11 protein-coding genes are annotated in these 13707 nt (G+C 62.4%); 5 read left to right on the top strand and 6 right to left on the bottom strand.

Annotated elements, in window-relative coordinates; all coding sequences use genetic code 11:
• Nucleotides 1-307: 307 nt before the first annotated feature.
• From prpF to V7773_RS18150, 5 genes are all read right to left on the bottom strand, one after another.
• Nucleotides 308-1501, bottom strand: a complete 1194-nt coding sequence (gene prpF, locus V7773_RS18170; protein ID WP_063325006.1) for a 2-methylaconitate cis-trans isomerase PrpF — start codon at nucleotides 1499-1501, stop codon at nucleotides 308-310.
• Nucleotides 1502-1543: 42 nt separating this feature from the next.
• A complete protein-coding gene (acnD, locus tag V7773_RS18165; protein ID WP_336074346.1) occupies nucleotides 1544-4135 on the bottom strand; it encodes a Fe/S-dependent 2-methylisocitrate dehydratase AcnD in 2592 nt (863 codons plus the stop codon).
• 177 nt (nucleotides 4136-4312) lie between these two features.
• A complete protein-coding gene (prpC, locus tag V7773_RS18160; RefSeq protein WP_336074345.1) occupies nucleotides 4313-5440 on the bottom strand; it encodes a bifunctional 2-methylcitrate synthase/citrate synthase in 1128 nt (375 codons plus the stop codon).
• 41 nt (nucleotides 5441-5481) lie between these two features.
• Nucleotides 5482-6366, bottom strand: a complete 885-nt coding sequence (prpB, locus tag V7773_RS18155; RefSeq protein WP_047228278.1) for a methylisocitrate lyase — start codon at nucleotides 6364-6366, stop codon at nucleotides 5482-5484.
• Nucleotides 6363-7073, bottom strand: a complete 711-nt coding sequence (locus V7773_RS18150) for a GntR family transcriptional regulator (protein ID WP_063325003.1) — start codon at nucleotides 7071-7073, stop codon at nucleotides 6363-6365. The genes prpB and V7773_RS18150 overlap by 4 nt, the downstream gene beginning before the upstream one ends.
• A 280-nt stretch (nucleotides 7074-7353) precedes the next feature.
• On the opposite strand from V7773_RS18150, the gene rloA reads away from it, so the two are divergent.
• The 4 genes from rloA to pabB all read left to right on the top strand — a co-directional run bounded on the left by rloA (nucleotide 7354) and on the right by pabB (nucleotide 12050).
• Nucleotides 7354-7890: a retropepsin-like aspartic peptidase RloA gene (gene rloA, locus V7773_RS18145; RefSeq protein ID WP_072348736.1), complete on the top strand. Its 537-nt coding sequence runs from the start codon at nucleotides 7354-7356 to the stop codon at nucleotides 7888-7890.
• Between the two features lie 5 nt (nucleotides 7891-7895).
• Complete coding sequence (gene rloB, locus V7773_RS18140; protein WP_003204068.1) at nucleotides 7896-9428, top strand: osmotic stress tolerance membrane protein RloB; 1533 nt, start codon at nucleotides 7896-7898, stop codon at nucleotides 9426-9428.
• Complete coding sequence (locus V7773_RS18135; protein WP_013693958.1) at nucleotides 9428-10414, top strand: alpha-L-glutamate ligase-like protein; 987 nt, start codon at nucleotides 9428-9430, stop codon at nucleotides 10412-10414. The genes rloB and V7773_RS18135 overlap by 1 nt, the downstream gene beginning before the upstream one ends.
• Nucleotides 10415-10706: 292 nt before the next feature.
• Entirely contained in the window at nucleotides 10707-12050 is a 1344-nt protein-coding gene (gene pabB / locus V7773_RS18130) for an aminodeoxychorismate synthase component I (RefSeq protein ID WP_336074344.1), read from the top strand.
• Nucleotides 12051-12111: 61 nt separating this feature from the next.
• Here pabB and thrH read toward each other — a convergent pair whose 3' ends face one another.
• Complete coding sequence (thrH, locus tag V7773_RS18125) at nucleotides 12112-12729, bottom strand: bifunctional phosphoserine phosphatase/homoserine phosphotransferase ThrH (RefSeq protein WP_336074343.1); 618 nt, start codon at nucleotides 12727-12729, stop codon at nucleotides 12112-12114.
• Between the two features lie 174 nt (nucleotides 12730-12903).
• On the opposite strand from thrH, the gene V7773_RS18120 reads away from it, so the two are divergent.
• The gene (locus V7773_RS18120) at nucleotides 12904-13647 is read left to right on the top strand and encodes a phosphoadenylyl-sulfate reductase (protein ID WP_063325000.1); all 744 of its coding nucleotides are present in this window, start codon (nucleotides 12904-12906) and stop codon (nucleotides 13645-13647) included.
• Nucleotides 13648-13707: the final 60 nt, after the last annotated feature.

Raw genomic sequence — 13707 nt, 5'->3', positions numbered from 1 at the left:
CGCGAAGAGGCCATTAAGGCAATCGATACACCCGTGGCGAGGGAGCTTGCTCCCGCTGGGCCGCGAAGCGGCCCCAAAACCTGCCGAATGCGGAGCATCAGACACACTGCATCCGCCGGTCTACGACCGCTTCGCGGCCGAGCGGGAGCAAGCTCCCTCGCCACAGGGGATTGGTGGTGGACGCAGAATTCGTGAACACCTGGGATCAAAACTGTGGGGGCCTGCTCGCGATGAGGCCAGCACATTCAGCATTGATATCGGCTGACACACCGCCATCGCGAGCAGGCTCGCTCCCACAGGGTTCAACTCAGCTCAGAGCTTGCCCTGGCACCCGCACAAACCCTTCCATCAACACCCGCGCGCTGCGGCTCATGATGGCTTTTTTTACGGTCCATTCGCCGTTGACCTGGCTGGCCTCGGCGCCGACGCGAAGAGTGCCGGACGGGTGCCCAAAACGCACCGCGTTGCGCTCGACGCCGCCGGCCGCGAGGTTGACCACGGTGCCGGAAATAGCAGCGGCCGTGCCAATGGCCACCGCTGCGGTGCCCATCATGGCGTGGTGCAGCTTGCCCATGGACAGCGCCCGCACCAACAGGTCAACGTCCCCGGCCGCGACAGCTTTTCCGCTGGATGAAACGTAGTCCGCCGGCGGCGCGACGAACGCCACTTTCGGTGTGTGCTGGCGCTGGGCGGCTTCGTCCAGGTGCTTGATCAAGCCCATGCGCAGAGCGCCGTGAGCGCGAATGGTTTCGAACATGGCCAATGCCTTGGGATCGCCGTTGATGGCGCCCTGCAACTCGGTGCCGATGTAGCCGACGTCGCGGGCATTGATGAAAATCGTCGGGATCCCCGCGTTGATCAGCGTCGCCTTGAAGGTGCCAACACCGGGCACTTCCAAGTCGTCCACCAGATTGCCGGTGGGAAACATCGAGCCACCACCGCCCTCTTCCTCGGCCGCCGGGTCCATGAATTCCAGTTGCACTTCGGCCGCCGGAAAGGTCACGCCGTCGAGTTCGAAGTCCCCGGTTTCCTGCACCGCGCCGTCCGTGATCGGCACATGGGCGATGATGGTCTTGCCGATGTTGGCCTGCCAGATCCGCACCACGGCCACGCCGTTCTGTGGGATGCGACCAGCGTCCACCAAACCACTGCTGATAGCGAATGAACCGACCGCTGCCGACAGGTTGCCGCAATTGCCGCTCCAGTCCACGAACGGCTTGTCGATGGACACCTGGCCGAACAGGTAATCGACGTCGTGGTCGGCTCGGGTGCTCTTGGACAGGATCACAGTCTTGCTGGTACTGGACGTCGCGCCGCCCATGCCGTCGATCTGCTTCTCGTACGGGTCGGGGCTGCCGATTACCCGCAGCAACAGGGCATCCCGGGCGGTGCCTGGGACACGGGCCGCTTCGGGCAGGTCTTGCAGACTGAAGAACACGCCTTTGCTGGTGCCGCCACGCATATAGGTAGCGGGAATTCTGATTTGCGGTGCGTGAGCCATGATGCTCCTCAAGCGGACACTCCGGGTGTCCGCGGCTGTGATTTAGACGGCAACCGCCGATTCAAGGAAGTCCTGGGCAAAGCGTTGCAGCACGCCCCCGGCTTCATAGATCGACACTTCTTCAGCGGTATCGAGGCGGCAGGTCACCGGCACCTCGACGCGCTCGCCGTTCTTGCGCGTGATGACCAAGGTCAGCGTCGCACGCGGGGTGCGCTCGCCGATCACGTCATAGACTTCGCTACCGTCGATGCCGAGGGTCTTGCGATCGGTGCCGGGCTTGAACTCCAGCGGCAATACGCCCATGCCCACCAGGTTGGTGCGGTGGATGCGCTCGAAACCCTCGGCGGCGATCGCCTCGACACCGGCCAGGCGCACGCCCTTGGCCGCCCAGTCCCGGGACGAGCCCTGGCCGTAGTCGGCGCCGGCAATGATGATCAGCGGCTGCTTGCGCTCCATGTAGGTCTCGATGGCTTCCCACATGCGCATCACTTTGCCTTCCGGCTCGACCCGGGCCAGGGAGCCCTGCTTGACCTTGCCGTTTTCCTGGACCATTTCGTTGAACAGTTTCGGGTTGGCGAAGGTGGCGCGTTGCGCGGTCAGGTGGTCGCCGCGGTGGGTCGCGTAGGAGTTGAAGTCCTCTTCCGGCAGGCCCATTTTCGCCAGGTATTCACCGGCGGCGCTGTCCAGCATGATGGCGTTGGACGGCGACAGGTGATCGGTGGTGATGTTGTCCGGTAACACCGCCAGCGGGCGCATGCCCTTGAGCGGCCGCGCACCGGCCAGTGCGCCTTCCCAATATGGCGGACGACGGATGTAGGTGCTTTGTGGGCGCCAGTCGTACAGCGGCGTCACTTTCGGCCCGGTGTCTTCCTGGATGGCGAACATCGGGATGTACACCTGGCGGAACTGCTCCGGCTTCACCGAGGCCTTGACCACCGCATCGATTTCTTCGTCGCTCGGCCAGATGTCCTTGAGGCGAATTTCGCGATCGTCCACCACGCCCAGCACATCTTTTTCGATGTCGAAGCGGATGGTCCCGGCGATGGCATACGCGACCACCAGGGGTGGCGAAGCCAGGAACGCCTGCTTGGCGTACGGATGGATACGTCCGTCGAAGTTGCGGTTGCCCGACAACACGGCGGTGGCGTACAGGTCGCGGTCGATGATTTCCTGTTGGATCACCGGGTCCAGCGCGCCGGACATGCCGTTGCAGGTGGTGCAGGCGAACGCCACCACGCCGAAGCCCAGTTGCTCCAGCTCTTTGGTCAGGCCCGCTTCATCCAGGTATAGCGCCACGGTTTTCGAACCCGGTGCCAGGGACGACTTGACCCATGGCTTGCGGGTCAGCCCGAGTTTGTTGGCGTTGCGCGCCAAGAGGCCGGCGGCGATCACGTTGCGCGGGTTGCTGGTGTTGGTGCAGCTGGTGATGGCGGCGATGATCACCGCGCCGTCGGGCATTTGCCCCGGCACATCGTCCCACTGCCCGGAAATGCCTTTGGCGGCCAGGTCCGACACCGCGACGCGGGCGTGGGGGTTGCTCGGGCCGGCCATGTTGCGCACCACCGACGACAGGTCGAAGGTCAGGCCACGCTCGTATTGCGCGCCCTTGAGCTTGTCGGCCCACAGGCCTGCCTGCTTGGCGTAGGTCTCGACCAGTCGCACCTGGTCGTCTTCACGGCCAGTGAGCTTCAGGTAATCGATGGTTTGTTGGTCGATGTAGAACATCGCCGCCGTCGCACCGTATTCCGGGGCCATGTTGGAAATGGTCGCGCGGTCGCCCAAGGTCAGGGCACTGGCGCCTTCGCCGAAAAACTCCAGCCAGGCACCGACGACTTTTTGCTTGCGCAGGAATTCGGTCAGCGCCAGCACCATGTCGGTGGCGGTGATGCCCGGTTGCAGCTTGCCAGTCAGCTCGACGCCGATGATTTCCGGCAGGCGCATCCACGAGGCGCGCCCCAGCATGACGCTTTCGGCTTCCAGGCCACCGACGCCGATGGCAATCACGCCCAGGGCATCGACGTGGGGGGTGTGGCTGTCGGTGCCGACGCAGGTATCGGGGAATGCCACGCCATCACGTTGCTGGATCACCGGGGACATTTTTTCCAGGTTGATCTGGTGCATGATCCCATTGCCCGGCGGAATCACGTCGACGTTCTTGAAGGCCTTCTTGGTCCAGTTGATGAAGTGGAAGCGGTCTTCGTTGCGCCGGTCTTCGATGGCGCGGTTCTTGGCGAAGGCTTGCGGATCGGAACCGCCGCTTTCCACCGCCAGGGAGTGGTCAACGATCAGTTGGGTCGGTACCACCGGGTTGACTTGCGCCGGGTCACCGCCCTGCAAGGCGATGGCGTCGCGCAGGCCGGCCAGGTCCACCAGCGCGGTCTGGCCGAGGATGTCGTGGCACACCACGCGCGCCGGGAACCACGGGAAGTCCAGGTCGCGCTTGCGCTCGATCAGTTGCAGCAGCGACTCGCGCAGCGTGGCCGGGTCGCAGCGACGCACCAGGTTCTCCGCCAGTACGCGGGAGGTATACGGCAGGCCGTCGTAGGCGCCGGGGCGGATGGCATCCACCGCCTCGCGAACGTCGAAATAATCCAGCGAAGTGCCGGACAGCGGTTTGCGAAATTCTGTGTTCATCGTCAGGACTCGGTCACGGTGGTTTCAGAAAGGCGCTTGCCACGACCATGATCGCTCCCACGCTCTGCGTGGAAACGCATCCAGTGACGCTCTGCGTCACAGGGACGCGGAGCGTCCCGGGCGGCATTCCCACGCAGAGCGTGGGAACGATCATGGCAATAGCGCGGACCCTCCAGCTCAGCGTTGTTCGATTGGCACGAACTTGCGCTGTTCGACGCCGGTGTATTCGGCGCTCGGTCGGATGATGCGGTTGTTGGCGCGTTGTTCGAACACGTGGGCGGCCCAGCCGGTCAGGCGCGAGCAGACGAAGATCGGCGTGAACAGCTTGGTCGGGATGCCCATGAAGTGGTACGCCGAGGCATGGTAGAAATCGGCGTTGGGGAACAGCTTCTTCTGCTCCCACATGGTCTTGTCGATGGCTTCGGACACCGGGAACAGCACCGTGTCGCCCACTTCATCGGCGAGTTTTTTCGACCAGCTCTTGATGACCTCGTTGCGCGGGTCGTTGTCCTTATAGATCGCATGGCCGAAGCCCATGATCTTGTCCTTGCGCGCGAGCATGCCGAGGGTGCCTTCGATGGCCTCCTGCGGTGAGCTGAAGCGCTCGATCATTTCCATCGCCGCTTCGTTGGCACCACCATGCAACGGGCCGCGCAACGAGCCAATGGCCGCGGTGATGCAGGAAAACAGGTCCGACAACGTAGAGGCGCAAACCCGGGCGGTGAAGGTCGAGGCGTTGAATTCGTGCTCGGCGTAGAGGATCAGCGACACGTTCATCACCTTGACGTGCAACTCGCTCGGCTTCTTGCCGTGCAGCAAGTGCAGGAAATGGCCGCCGATGGACACTTCGTCGGTCACGCATTCGATGCGCTGGCCTTCGTGGCTGAAGCGATACCAGTAGCACATGATCGCCGGGAAAGCGGCCAGCAGACGATCGGTCTTGTCATGCTGCTGGGAAAAGTCCTGCTCGGGTTCCAGGTTGCCCAGGAACGAGCAGCCGGTGCGCATGACGTCCATCGGGTGGGCGTCGGCGGGAATGCGCTCCAACACCTCTTTCAAGGCTTGGGGCAAGTCCCGCAACTGGCGCAGTTTACCGGTGTAAGCGTCCAGCTGTGCCTGGGTCGGCAGCTCGCCGTACAGCAGCAGGTAGGCCACTTCTTCAAATTGCGCATCTGCCGCCAGGTCGCGAACGTCGTAGCCGCGATAGGTCAGGCCGGCGCCCGACTGACCCACGGTGGACAATGCGGTTTGCCCGGCCACCTGGCCGCGGAGCCCGGCGCCACTGAGTACTTTTGCTTCGGCCATTTGCTGTCTCCATTTTCTTGAATTTGTAGGGGAGTCGCGCCTTACTTCTTCGCCGCGAACAACGCATCGAGCTTCTGCTCGAAGGTGTGGTAGTCGATGCGATCGTAAAGCTCCATGCGCGTTTGCATGGTGTCGATGACATTCTGTTGTGTGCCGTCGCGGCGGATCGCGGTGTAGACGTTCTCGGCCGCCTTGTTCATGGCCCGGAAGGCCGACAAGGGGTAGAGCACCAGGGACACGTCGGCACCGGCCAGTTGCTCGGTGGTATACAGCGGGGTCGCGCCGAATTCGGTGATGTTGGCCAGGATCGGCGCTTTCACGCGGCTGGCGAACAGCTTGTACATCTCAAGCTCGGTGATGGCTTCGGGGAAAATCATGTCGGCACCGGCCTCGATGCACGCGGCGGCGCGGTCCAGGGCCGACTCCAAGCCTTCCACCGCCAAGGCATCGGTACGGGCCATGATCACGAAACTGTCATCGGTACGGGCATCGACGGCGGCCTTGATGCGGTCGACCATCTCTTGCTGGGAGACGATTTCCTTGTTCGGACGATGGCCGCAACGCTTGGCGCCGACCTGGTCTTCGATATGAATCGCCGCGGCGCCGAACTTGATCATCGACTTGACCGTGCGCGCCACGTTGAATGCCGAGGAACCGAAGCCGGTGTCCACGTCCACCAGCAGCGGCAGGTCGCACACGTCGGTGATACGCCGTACGTCGGTCAGCACGTCATCCAGGCCAGTGATCCCTAAGTCCGGCACGCCGAGGGAGCCGGCCGCCACGCCGCCGCCGGACAGGTAGATCGCCTTGAAACCGGCGCGCTTGGCCAGCAGCGCGTGGTTGGCGTTGATGGTGCCCACCACTTGCAGCGGATGCTCATTGGCGACCGCATCGCGAAAACGCTGGCCTGGAGTGCTGTTGCTCATGACTCACCTCGTTCAGTGGCGCTGTCCTGGAAATGACGCGCGATGTTGCGTTTGGAAGCGCCGATGTGCCGGCGCATCAGTAATTCAGCCAGTTCGCCGTCGCGGTCGGCGATGGCGTCCAGAATCCGATGGTGCTCGGCAAAGGCCTGGCGCGGACGGTTGGGCGTGGTGGAAAACTGGATGCGGTACATGCGCACCAGTTGGTACAGCTCGCCGCAAAGCATTTGCGTCAGGGTGCGGTTGCCGCTGCCCTGGATGATCCGGTAATGGAAGTCGAAATCGCCTTCCTGCTGGTAATAACCGACACCGGCCTGGAACGCCGCATCGCGCTCGTGGGTTTCCAGCACCCGGCGCAGTTCGTCGATTTCTTCCAGGGTCATGCGTTCGGCCGCCAGGCGGCAGGCCATACCTTCGAGGGATTCACGGATTTCGTAGAGTTCCAGCAGCTCGGCATGGCTCAGCGACACCACCCGGGCACCGACGTGAGGCACCCGCACCAGCAGGCGCTGGCCTTCCAGGCGATGAATCGCCTCGCGCAGCGGCCCGCGGCTGATGCCGTAGGTGCGCGCCAGCTCGGGCTCGGAGATCTTGCTGCCGGGGGCGATCTCGCCTTTGACGATGGCGGCCTGGATACGTCGGAAGACGTTCTCGGAAAGCGTCTCCGAATCGTCTTGGGCCACCACCGGGGTTTCGAGCTGATCGAGCATATTGTCGACACCTTGCAAATCAATATGGCAAAAACTAACCAATAGCGGCGTTAACGTCAAAGAAAAAATCAATATTGTCGACAATCGTCTAATAAGCTCACCCGCCATAACCGCTCGTTTGAATGCGTCGTAGCGTCCGGCCAGCGGTGGCGTCAGAAAACCACCGTGCTAGAATGCCGCGCGATTTGCCGCTCTCCTTTTATAGGGAAGGCTGCCCAGGGAGCTTGTGCAGTAATGCCAGGGCCTGAACCGATAAACGGAACGCTGCGCACCAGGATCTATGACACTCAAGCCCTTCACCGCTGCTCTTTATTTCATGTGCCTGCCGGGGCTTGCCGTGGCGGGTGAAAAAACCGTGTACGGCCTCAACGAATACGCCGCCCTGCAGGGCATCGACCTGGAGGTCGCCGCCAAGCTGGACACCGGCGCCAAGACCGCCTCCCTCAGCGCCCGGGACATCAAGCGCTTCAAGCGCAATGGCGAATCCTGGGTGCGGTTTTACCTGGCCATCGACGCGGCCCACTCGCACCCCATCGAACGTCCGCTGGCCCGGGTCAGCAAGATCAAGCGCCGCGCCGGTGACTACGACCCGGACGAAGGCAAGAAATACACGGCCCGGCCGGTCATCGAACTGGACATCTGCATGGGCTCGGCCCTGCGCAGCATCGAAGTGAACCTGACCGACCGTAGCGCCTTCCAATACCCGTTGCTGATCGGTTCCGAGGCGCTCAAGCGCTTCGATGCGCTGGTCGACCCCAGTCTTAAATACGCTGCCGGCAAACCCGCCTGCGCCAATGCCGCTCAAACCGCAGAGTAATTCCAATGCGCTCCCTTACCCTCCATCTGAAAATGCTGATCGCCATCCTGGTGGTGCTGGGCCTGTCGGTGACGGCCTATCAGATTTTCGTGCTCGGCATCCCGGTCACCGAAGACGCCACCGACGACTTGTGGAACATCGACGCCAAGGTCGAGTTCGTGCCCAACGCCAAGGATCCGGTGAAGATCCAGATGTTCGTGCCGCCCCTGAGCCGCGACTACGTCAGCCTCAACGAAAGCTTCATCTCCAACAATTACGGGGTGGCGGTGAACCGGGTCGACGGTAACCGCAAGGTGACGTGGTCGGCCCGTCGGGCCAAGGGCAACCAGACCCTGTATTACCGCCTGGTGCTGACCAAGCGCTACAGTGCCGAGAAAACCAAGGTCAAGGGCCCGACCTTCCGCGACAGCATCGCCGTCGAAGGCCCGGAGAAACTGGCCGCCGAAGCCCTGCTCGCGCCGATCCGCCAGCATTCGGCCGACGTCGAGACGTTCATCAGCGAAGCGATCAAGCGGGTCAACAACCTCAACGACGACAACGTCAAGCTGTTGCTGGCCGGCGACCCGTCCTCGGCCAACAAGGCGCGCATCGTCGAACTGGTGCTGTCCATCGCCCACGTGCCGGTGGAAAAGGTCCACACCATCCGCCTGGTGGCCGAGCAGCCGCAGACACCTGAACTGTGGCTGCGCAGCTTCAACGGCACCGACTGGCTGTATTTCAACCCGGACACCGGCGAACAGGGCCTGCCCACCGACCGCCTGCTGTGGTGGACCGGCGATGAAAACTTGATCACCGTCGATGGCGGCAAGAAAGCCACCGTCACCTTCAGCATGAACAACAGCGAAATGAACGCCATTCGCCTGGCCAAGCTGACGGACGAGAACACCGACGCCAACTTCCTCGAATACTCGCTCTACGGCCTGCCGCTGCAGACCCAGCAAACCTTCATGATCATGGTGATGATCCCGATCGGCGTTCTGGTGATCCTGATCCTGCGCAACCTGATCGGCCTTCAGACCCTGGGGACCTTCACCCCGGTGCTGATCGCCCTGGCCTTCCGTGAAACCCAACTGGGCTTCGGCATCATCCTGTTCACGGTGATCACCACGCTGGGCCTGTCACTGCGTTCGTACCTGGAACACCTCAAGCTGCAGATGCTGCCAAGGCTCTCGGTGGTGCTGACGTTCGTGGTGGTGCTGATCGCCGCCATCAGCCTGTTCAGCCACAAGCTGGGCCTGGAGCGCGGCCTGTCGGTGGCGCTGTTCCCGATGGTGATCCTGACCATGACCATCGAACGCCTGTCCATCACCTGGGAAGAACGCGGCGCCGGCCACGCGATGAAAGTCGCCATCGGCACTCTGTTCGCTGCGTCCCTGGCGCACCTGATCATGAGCGTGCCGGAACTGGTGTACTTCGTGTTCACCTTCCCGGCGATCCTGCTGATCCTGGTGGGCTTCATGCTGGCCATGGGTCGTTATCGCGGCTACCGCCTGACCGAGCTGGTGCGGTTCAAGGCCTTCCTCAAGGCAGACTCCTGATGTTCGGCTTCTGGAAGACCTGGAAGGCCCTGGAAGCCCGGGGCATCATGGGCATCAACCGGCGTAACGCCGATTACGTGCTCAAGTACAACAAGCGCAGCCTGTACCCCATCGTCGATGACAAGATCATCACCAAGGAACGGGCCATTGCCGCCGGCATTCATGTGCCGGAGCTGTACGGGGTGATCTCCACCGAGAAGGAAATCGACAAGCTCGACGAGATCATCGGCGGGCGTACCGACTTCGTGATCAAGCCGGCCCAGGGCGCGGGCGGCGACGGCATCATCGTCATCGCCGACCGCTTCGAAGGCCGTTACCGCACGGTGTCCGGCAAGATCATCAGCCATGAGGAAATCGAGCACCATGTCTCCAGCATCCTCACGGGCCTGTATTCCTTGGGCGGGCACCGTGACCGGGCGCTGATCGAGTACCGCGTGACGCCGGACCAGATCTTCAAGAGCATCAGCTACGAAGGCGTGCCGGACATCCGCATCATCGTGCTGATGGGTTATCCGGTGATGGCCATGCTCCGGCTGCCAACCCGACAGTCCGGCGGCAAGGCCAACCTGCACCAGGGCGCCATCGGTGTGGGCGTCGACCTCGCCACGGGCCTGACCCTGCGCGGCACCTGGCTGAACAACATCATCACCAAACACCCCGACACCACCAACGCGGTGGACGGCGTGCAACTGCCCTACTGGGACGGCTTCATGAAACTGGCCGCCGGTTGCTATGAACTGTGCGGGCTGGGCTACATCGGCGTCGACATGGTGCTGGACCAGGAGAAAGGACCGTTGATCCTGGAACTGAACGCCCGGCCAGGCCTGAACATCCAGATCGCCAACGACTGCGGCCTGACCTTGCGCACCCACGCAGTGGAAGCCCACCTGGAAGAACTCAAGGCCCGCGGCGTTACCGAAACAGTGGAAGAGCGCGTGGCGTTTGCCCAGGCGTTGTTTGGGCATATTCCGCCGGTTGAAGGCTGAGGGCTGAGGGCTGAAACTGAGGTTTGAAGTTTGCCCCTGTGGCGAGGGAGCTTGCTCCCGCTGGGGTGCGAAGCGCCCCCAAACCCGGCACCACGGTGCATCAGGCTGACCGCGTTAACTGCCTGGGGGTTGCTGCGCAACCCAGCGGGAGCAAGCTCCCTCGCCACAAGGTGTTCACACCCGAATATTTTCGATAGCCCCCATACTTACTCATCTCCGACATCCCCCTAGGAGCAAATCCTACAGGGGATTACAATCGCTCCCCCGCCTGAACGGCTGATCCGCCCCGCCCATGCCAACCTGCTCCGTATACCCGCTGCCCTACCACGCCAACCCCGCCGAGTACTTCGCGGCGATCCGTCATGCCCCCGGTAGCGTGCTGCTCGACAGTGGCCGGCCGAGTGCGGAACGCGGGCGTTACGACTTGCTCAGTGCCTGGCCGCTGGAACAACTGGCCGTATTGCCCGACGAGAGCGGTAGCGATTTCCTGCAACGCCTGCGCATTCAGCTGACGCAGCTAGGTGACGCGGAACTACCGACCACAGTGCAATTGCCCTTTGCCGGCGGCGTGATCGGCTACTTGAGCTATGACTTCGGCCGACACCTCGAAACCTTGCCGTCCCACGCCAAGGACGACCTGCAACTGCCCGACGCGCGTTTCGGCGTGTACGACTGGGCGCTGGTCAGCGATCACCAGGCCGGCACCAGCCAATTGGTCTTCCACCCCCATTGTGGCGAAGACGAACGCCAGCGCCTGATCGCGCTGTTCAGCCAGCCGACTGCGGCATCCGTTGGCGTCTTCAGCCTCGAAGGACCGATGACCCCCGACCTCAGCGCCGAAGCCTACCGACAGGCCTTCGAGCGCATCCAGGCGTATATCCAGGCCGGCGACTGCTATCAGGTCAACTTTGCCCAACGCTTTCGCGCGCCCTGCCAGGGCGACGCCTGGGCCGCTTACCAAGCGCTGCGGGCGGCGTGCCCAACACCATTTTCCGGCTTCCAGAGCCTGCCCGATGGCGGCGCCGTGCTGAGCCTGTCCCCCGAACGCTTCGTCAAGGTCAGCGAAGGCCAGGTGGAAACCCGGCCGATCAAGGGCACCCGGCCCCGCGGCACAACACCCAGCGAAGACGCGGCCCACGCCGCCGAGCTGCTGGCCAGCCCCAAGGACCGGGCGGAAAACCTGATGATTGTCGACCTGCTGCGCAACGACCTGGGCCGCACCTGCCGCATCGGCTCGGTGCGGGTGCCGGAGCTGTTCAGCCTGGAAAGCTACCCGAACGTGCATCACTTGGTCAGCAGCGTGACCGGCGAACTGGCTGTGGATAAGGACGCCTTGGACTTGATCGCCGGCAGCTTTCCCGGCGGCTCGATCACCGGCGCGCCAAAAATCCGCGCCATGCAAATCATCGACGAACTCGAACCGACCCGACGCGGCCTGTATTGCGGCTCGTTGCTGTACCTGGACGTGCGCGGGGAAATGGACAGCTCCATCGCCATCCGCAGTTTGCTGGTCAAGGATGGACAGGTGTGCTGCTGGGGCGGCGGCGGGATTGTCGCGGACTCGGACCGGGAGGCCGAATACCAGGAGTCGATTACCAAGGTCAGGGTCTTGCTGGAAACCTTGCAGAACCTCTAACCCTATCGCGAACTACACACAAACCCTTGTGGGAGCAAGCTCGCTCCCACAGGTTTTTTACTTACAGGCTGAGATTGCGGTTCGAAGCCTTGAGGAATTCCTGCTTCAACTCGGCAAAGCTATGCACCGCCGGGAATTGCGGGAATTCACGAATCACGTTTTCAGGCGCATGGAACAGAATCCCGGCGTCGGCCTCACCCAGCATCGTGGTGTCGTTGTAGGAATCCCCCGCCGCAACCACGCGGTAGTACAGGCTCTTGAAAGCCAGGACCGACTGGCGCTTGGGATCTTTCTGACGCAACTGGTAGCCGGTCACCCGCCCGCTGTCATCGGTAATCAAGCGATGGCAGAGCAATGTCGGGAAGCCCAACTGGCGCATCAACGGCTGGGAAAACTCATAGAACGTGTCGGACAGAATCACCACCTGGAAGCGCTCGCGCAGCCAGTCGACGAACTCGATGGCGCCGTCCAGCGGCTGGAGGGTGGCAATGACTTCCTGGATGTCGGAAAGCTTGAGGCCGTGCTCATCGAGGATGCGCAACCGTTGCTTCATCAGCACGTCGTAGTCGGGAATGTCCCGAGTGGTTGCCCTGAGGGAGTCAATCCCGGTTTTTTCAGCGAAGGCGATCCAGATCTCCGGGACCAGCACACCTTCCAGGTCGAGACAGGCAATTTCCACAAGACACTCCCATTTTTTCTGATGTTTATCGGTTGAGCGAACAAAAGGCTTGCCGACTCTAGCCATTCCCCGGTGGCTGCGCAACGCACAGGAGCGCGCCAGCCACGACAGCTTTTGTTACCATCAGCCCTATATAGAGCGCCCAGCGCCACCGACCTGTAGGAAACCGCCCTGATGAGCCCATCGTTCGACGTCGTGGAACTCGCCACGACCTATGCCAACAAGTCCCCCCAGGACATCCTCAAGCTGGCCTTCGCCGAGTTCGGCGACGACCTGTGGATATCGTTCAGCGGCGCCGAAGACGTGGTGCTGGTGGACATGGCCTGGAAACTGAACAAGAACGTCAAGGTGTTCAGCCTCGACACCGGCCGCCTGCACCCGGAAACCTATCGTTTCATCGATCAGGTGCGCGAGCACTACAAGATCGACATCGAGCTGGTTTCGCCGGACTACACGAAACTTGAACCCTTCGTGAAGGAAAAAGGCCTGTTCAGCTTCTACAAGGACGGTCACGGCGAGTGCTGCGGCATCCGCAAGATCGAGCCCCTGCGACGCAAACTGACCGATGTCCGCGCCTGGGCCACCGGCCAGCGCCGTGACCAGAGCCCCGGCACCCGCAGCCAGGTGGCGGTGTTGGAAATCGACACGGCGTTTTCCACCCCGGAGCGCACCCTGTACAAGTTCAACCCCCTGTCGCAGATGACCAGCGAAGAAGTCTGGGGCTACATCCGCATGCTCGAGCTGCCTTACAACAGCCTGCATGAACGCGGCTTCATCAGCATCGGCTGCGAACCCTGCACCCGCCCGGTGCTGCCAAACCAGCACGAGCGCGAAGGCCGTTGGTGGTGGGAAGAAGCCACGCAGAAAGAATGCGGGCTGCACGCCGGGAACATCATCGCCAAATCCAAGACCGTCTAAGCGTCCGCCGCCCCCTGTACACAAAAATGTCACTACAAGTGGCATTTTTGTGTGCACTTA

The organism is Pseudomonas sp. 3JA (genome assembly GCF_036961705.1).
Classification (GTDB): Bacteria; Pseudomonadota; Gammaproteobacteria; order Pseudomonadales; family Pseudomonadaceae; genus Aquipseudomonas; species Aquipseudomonas fluorescens_Q.
Note: the sequence above shows the minus strand (reverse complement) of the source record. Positions and strands in the feature narration are given on the sequence as shown.